Source organism: Pseudemcibacter sp., assembly GCF_965661635.1.
Classification (GTDB): Bacteria; Pseudomonadota; Alphaproteobacteria; order Sphingomonadales; family Emcibacteraceae; genus Pseudemcibacter.
This window is the reverse complement of the sequence record NZ_CBFIEP010000183.1, coordinates 1-4,303: the sequence shown is the minus strand read 5'-3', so window position 1 is coordinate 4,303 and position 4,303 is coordinate 1. Positions and strand designations below refer to the sequence as shown.

Below are 4,303 nucleotides of genomic sequence, written 5' to 3'. Positions count from 1 at the left end.
GTAGCATCGCTTCGTATCGATAAGTTCTACAGCATGTCCGTTAAGTTCTGCCTCTTCAACGAACCGTTTTGTCGAATAGTTTCGTGGCTCACGGGTGAGAATTGCTATGCGCAAAGGACGCTTAACCGGCTTTTTATTCGTAATCTTGTTATAAAGATCGTATGAAAGTTCGGGTTGAAGGAAACTTTCCGCAGGTTTTACGGCCAATTCATCTAAGGCACTTCTTCCTAGCAACATGCGATATGCCATATTCTCACGGTTTGTGAGCGTGATTTCTATATCCCAAGTACGTTCACCAATAGTAATAGGGGTTTTAATCACATAGCGAAGTTCGGTTTGACCATTTGAAGAAGTTACCTCGCGTTGACCAACAACTGGTGCAGAGCAATATACTTCGATGTCCGTATTATCTGGAACAGGGTGAACACCAAATCTCACGTATGGTTTTTTGTCACTGCCAAATGGCTGTATTGCAAATGCATGAATTGCTGATGTGCGAGCACCAGTATCTGTTTTTGCTTTTAATGCAGGAAGTCCAAGTTCTGGTAAAGAAAGCCATTCTTCCCAACCGACCGAAAAATTTTCCATTTCGTCCTCAATTTTAATTACTTAAGTTTAATTTTCATTATGCAGGGTTTTAGCCTTTGTCAAATAGATAAAATAAAAAGAAGGATTTTTATACAGCACACTTATTGCAAAGTGCGGTTGATGGATCAAGTTTTAAGCGTTGTTCGGCAATGTCATCGCCGCAATTAAGGCAGTATCCATATTCATCTTCGGGTATGCGTTGAAGAGCGGCATTTATTCTTAAAATTTCATTGTCGCGGCGGCGTTTTACTTCTTCGGCCATGGCTTGGCCTTGTATTGCGTCCATGCGGCTTAACCGACCAACCATGGTTTGGTCTAGCTCAACGGGTGCGCTATCTTCTTTATGTTCATTGATAAGCGATAAAAGCTCCTCCTGTCTTTCAAGGAGAAGCTTTTTATATTTCTTTGTGTGGATAGACATTATGCTATTTCAAATGTGGCAATGACTTCGCAGACAAATCCAACGGGAAGGGCATTGGTTCCAACGGCGGCGCGTGCGGCAAGTCCCGCGTCACCAAACACATCACGTAAAAGTTCCGATGCGCCGTTAATTACCAAATGTTGTTCGGTGAAATCATCCGTGCATCTCACGATCCCTTGAAGTTGCACACATTGTTTCACACGGTCAAGATCACCGTCGCAGGCTTTTCTTAATTGTGAAAGCACGCTGATGGCGGCTTGGCGGGCAGCGTCTTTGCCTTGTTCCATAGTATATTCAATGCCAACGCTACCTGACATTTGTGGTCCTTGACCGGCGATATATACCATATTTCCGACTTTGCGGATGGGGGTATAGGCGGCGATTGGAACCGCGGCTTCAGGAATTTCAATGCCAAGCTCAGAAAGCTTAGCATCAACTTTACCGCCAGTTGTGGACGGGACGTGTTCAGCGGCCGCTTCTGGGGCCGTTTCTTCGGATTTGCCACATGCCGATAAAATCGCGGCCACTGCGGATGCAAATAATGTTCTTCTTAGCAATTTATTCTCCTTCGTCATTCACCGACTTGATCGGTGAATCCATTGGTGAAAGTTTTCGCTTATAGACTCGCCGATCAAGTCGGCGAGTGACAAATGCTACTTTTACATGACCTCAAATACAGCAAGTACTTCGCAGCAAATGCCGAGAGGCAGGCTATTTGTACCGATGGCGGCGCGTGCGGCGAGGCCTGGCTCACCCCATATGTCACGGAATAATTCAGACGTGCCATTTACGACCAAATGTTGTTCGGTAAAATCATCTGTTGAATTAACAAGGCCTTGAATTTGAACGCATTGTTTGACGCGATCAAGATCCCCGTCAAGGGCTGATTTTAATTGGCTTAAGATATTAATGCCGCAATAACGTGCCGCTTGATACCCTTGTTCCGTTGTCATGTTGTCACCTAATTTGCCCGTGATCAGACCATCAGGGCCACTTGGCACTTGACCGGCAACATAGACCATATTGCCGACTTTACGCCAACCAACATAAGCGGCCACTGGGGCTTCTGCGCCAGCAACGGTGACGTCAAGCTCAGCAAGCTTGGCATCAACTTTTCCCATTGATTGGGCAGATGCTTTACTGCTTAATAATGTAGCACCAAGCGCGGTTGCCCCAGCGGCTGCAAAAAAACTTCTTCTTTCCATGGATTTTCTCCTCAAATTTGATTTTTATATTTTGATTGAATGTAGTTAATCATTCTTATACCGTTAAGGAAAGAAAAATCATAATAATTATATATTTTTAATCGTTTACAAAGATTTTGTAATGCTTACGATTTGGGGAGTTTTCATGAATTTGAAAGAATTATTAACAAAGATTGAGAAGTTAAAAAAAGAGTTGTTTCAACATTGCTTAAAAGGTGCTGAAGCAGGTGATGCATTCTGTATGCAAGATGTTGCAAACATGTACTCAACAGGAGTGGGAACAGAAATTAATTATCATAATTCTGAGGAGTGGGATAAAAAATTTCAAACGACAATGAATTCTTCAAGTGAATATAATAAGGCAATTAATTACCGACTTAGAGGTGATATTCTTGAATATAAGAAAATACTTGAGCGTGTTGTATTGACGGGGGATGGAGAGGCTGCACTTGTTTGGCAAAACTTTATATGGTTAGTAATAAAGAAAAAGATAATATCATCAAATATTTAAAGATGGTGATGTCCAGTAGACGTGTTTGTGAAGCATCATGCGAAGAAGCGAAAGAGTATCTTGCAATTTATGAGGATAAGTAATTAATTTTGGATTGCGTTATGAGAAACAATAATCTAACGTTCAAGTTCAATAATTATTAGTGAAGAGAGGGAAGAGATATGGAATTAGTGGCCTTAGTTATTTTAGTAGCACTTATCCAATATATTTATTTTAGCATTATGGTTGGTAAAGCGCGTGGCACATATGGAATTGATGCGCCGGCAACAACCGGCAATGAAACCTTTGAAAGATACTACCGCGTTCAAATGAACACGCTTGAAATGCTTGTATCAATTATACCAGCGATGATGATTTTCGCCATGAATGTGCGTGCAGACGTTGCCGCATATGCTGGCATGGTCTATATCCTTGGTCGTTTCATCTATTTTAAAAGCTATGTTGGCGATCCAAAGAAACGCACAGTCGGTTTCTTGCTTAGCTTTTTGCCAATTCTTGTACTTATTGTTTGGGGCGGCGCTTCCATCATTATGGGAATGCTTTAATAACAGATCACGAGATTGTCATCTGATCCGCTTTGAAATTCAAATTAGACCCTGCTAAGTTCTCTTAGCGGGGTTTATTATTGGAGGATATAATGACATTAAGAAAATTATTTAAACTACTATTAATATTACCTTTTATTATCATTTATAATGCTCATGGACAATCAGTGGTTCATGAAAGGGTTGATGCACTTAACTTAATGGTTGGTGACTGGAATGTTGAGCAATTCACCTATGCGGCAAATGGTGAATGGCAAAAAACATCTACATCGAAAATGAATATGGTATCCGGGCTTTCTGGCGTTATGGTTAGTGGCGAAAGCCGCGATATGATGCCAAAAGGGGCAATGCACCTTGAATTAACGCTCACCTATGATCAGTTCCGTAGAACTTACCGCATGTCTGTGATTGATAGCATTTATGGCTTAATGGATATCTACGAAGGGAATATGAATAGTGATGGCCATTTGGTCATGACGAATATTAAAAGCGATACCCATTTCCCATATGAAAATGATATTATGCATTTCCGTTTCACATTCAATGATGATGAAGCTGATAAAATTACATTTTCTATAAAGCAAACAAGCACACGCGGCGAAACATGGGCACCAATGCTTAACTATGTGATGACTAAGCTTTAAGATAGTATTATTCGCCTTTTATTTCTCTTAGTTTTCTAATAGATGGTGGAAATTTGGGATCTATTGCAAGCGCTTTTTCAAGTGAAGCAATAGCCATTTCCTTATTACCCATCAAATTGTATGCATCGGATATACTATCATAAGCATTTGCAGAATATGGATAGTCTCTGACATTCTGTTTAAATAGTTCTAATGCTTTTTCTTTATCTTGCTTCATGAATAGATAAGTATAAGCGATGCGGTTAATGACTGCTTCATTTGGTTTAAACTGATAGCCAACCTGACTTGAAAAAACTTCAAAATGTCTATCAAGGAAAGTTGGATCTTCTATGGCTTTATCAAAAGAAAAACGATAATTTTTAAAGATAAATTCCAATCCGTTGAAAAAG

General features: G+C 40.4%; 8 protein-coding genes. 3 read left to right on the top strand and 5 right to left on the bottom strand.

What is annotated here, in order from left to right; genetic code table 11:
* From ACTF6W_RS11945 to ACTF6W_RS11930, 4 genes are all read right to left on the bottom strand, one after another.
* The coding region (locus tag ACTF6W_RS11945; RefSeq protein WP_438994776.1) for a retropepsin-like aspartic endopeptidase at positions 1-588 on the bottom strand (588 nt) is incomplete at its 3' end.
* Positions 589-676: 88 nt separating this feature from the next.
* The gene (locus tag ACTF6W_RS11940; protein WP_438994775.1) at positions 677-1,009 is read right to left on the bottom strand and encodes a TraR/DksA family transcriptional regulator; all 333 of its coding nucleotides are present in this window, start codon (positions 1,007-1,009) and stop codon (positions 677-679) included.
* Positions 1,009-1,566, bottom strand: a complete 558-nt coding sequence (locus tag ACTF6W_RS11935) for a RidA family protein (RefSeq protein ID WP_438994774.1) — start codon at positions 1,564-1,566, stop codon at positions 1,009-1,011. The genes ACTF6W_RS11940 and ACTF6W_RS11935 overlap by 1 nt, the downstream gene beginning before the upstream one ends.
* A 102-nt stretch (positions 1,567-1,668) precedes the next feature.
* The gene (locus ACTF6W_RS11930) at positions 1,669-2,214 is read right to left on the bottom strand and encodes a RidA family protein (protein ID WP_438994773.1); all 546 of its coding nucleotides are present in this window, start codon (positions 2,212-2,214) and stop codon (positions 1,669-1,671) included.
* Positions 2,215-2,359: 145 nt separating this feature from the next.
* Between ACTF6W_RS11930 and ACTF6W_RS11925 the strand changes: the two genes are divergently transcribed.
* The 3 genes from ACTF6W_RS11925 (at position 2,360) to ACTF6W_RS11915 (ending at position 3,914) form a co-directional block, all read left to right on the top strand.
* Positions 2,360-2,725: a hypothetical protein gene (locus ACTF6W_RS11925; RefSeq protein ID WP_438994772.1), complete on the top strand. Its 366-nt coding sequence runs from the start codon at positions 2,360-2,362 to the stop codon at positions 2,723-2,725.
* Between the two features lie 161 nt (positions 2,726-2,886).
* A complete protein-coding gene (locus tag ACTF6W_RS11920) occupies positions 2,887-3,270 on the top strand; it encodes an MAPEG family protein (RefSeq protein WP_438994771.1) in 384 nt (127 codons plus the stop codon).
* Positions 3,271-3,362: 92 nt separating this feature from the next.
* Entirely contained in the window at positions 3,363-3,914 is a 552-nt protein-coding gene (locus tag ACTF6W_RS11915) for a DUF1579 family protein (RefSeq protein ID WP_438994770.1), read from the top strand.
* Between the two features lie 7 nt (positions 3,915-3,921).
* On the opposite strand, the gene ACTF6W_RS11910 is transcribed toward ACTF6W_RS11915, so the two are convergent.
* Positions 3,922-4,303, bottom strand: a 382-nt coding sequence (locus ACTF6W_RS11910) for a tetratricopeptide repeat protein (RefSeq protein ID WP_438994769.1), incomplete at its 5' end; no start/stop codon positions are given.

Excerpts from the sequence above, each read along its gene's own strand:
- ACTF6W_RS11940 (WP_438994775.1), bottom strand. The coding sequence starts at position 1,009 with ATGTCTATCCACACAAAGAAATATAAAAAGCTTCTCCTTGAAAGACAG.
- ACTF6W_RS11930 (WP_438994773.1), bottom strand. The coding sequence starts at position 2,214 with ATGGAAAGAAGAAGTTTTTTTGCAGCCGCTGGGGCAACCGCGCTTGGT.
- ACTF6W_RS11925 (WP_438994772.1), top strand. The coding sequence starts at position 2,360 with ATGAATTTGAAAGAATTATTAACAAAGATTGAGAAGTTAAAAAAAGAG.
- ACTF6W_RS11920 (WP_438994771.1), top strand. The coding sequence starts at position 2,887 with ATGGAATTAGTGGCCTTAGTTATTTTAGTAGCACTTATCCAATATATT.
- ACTF6W_RS11915 (WP_438994770.1), top strand. The coding sequence starts at position 3,363 with ATGACATTAAGAAAATTATTTAAACTACTATTAATATTACCTTTTATT.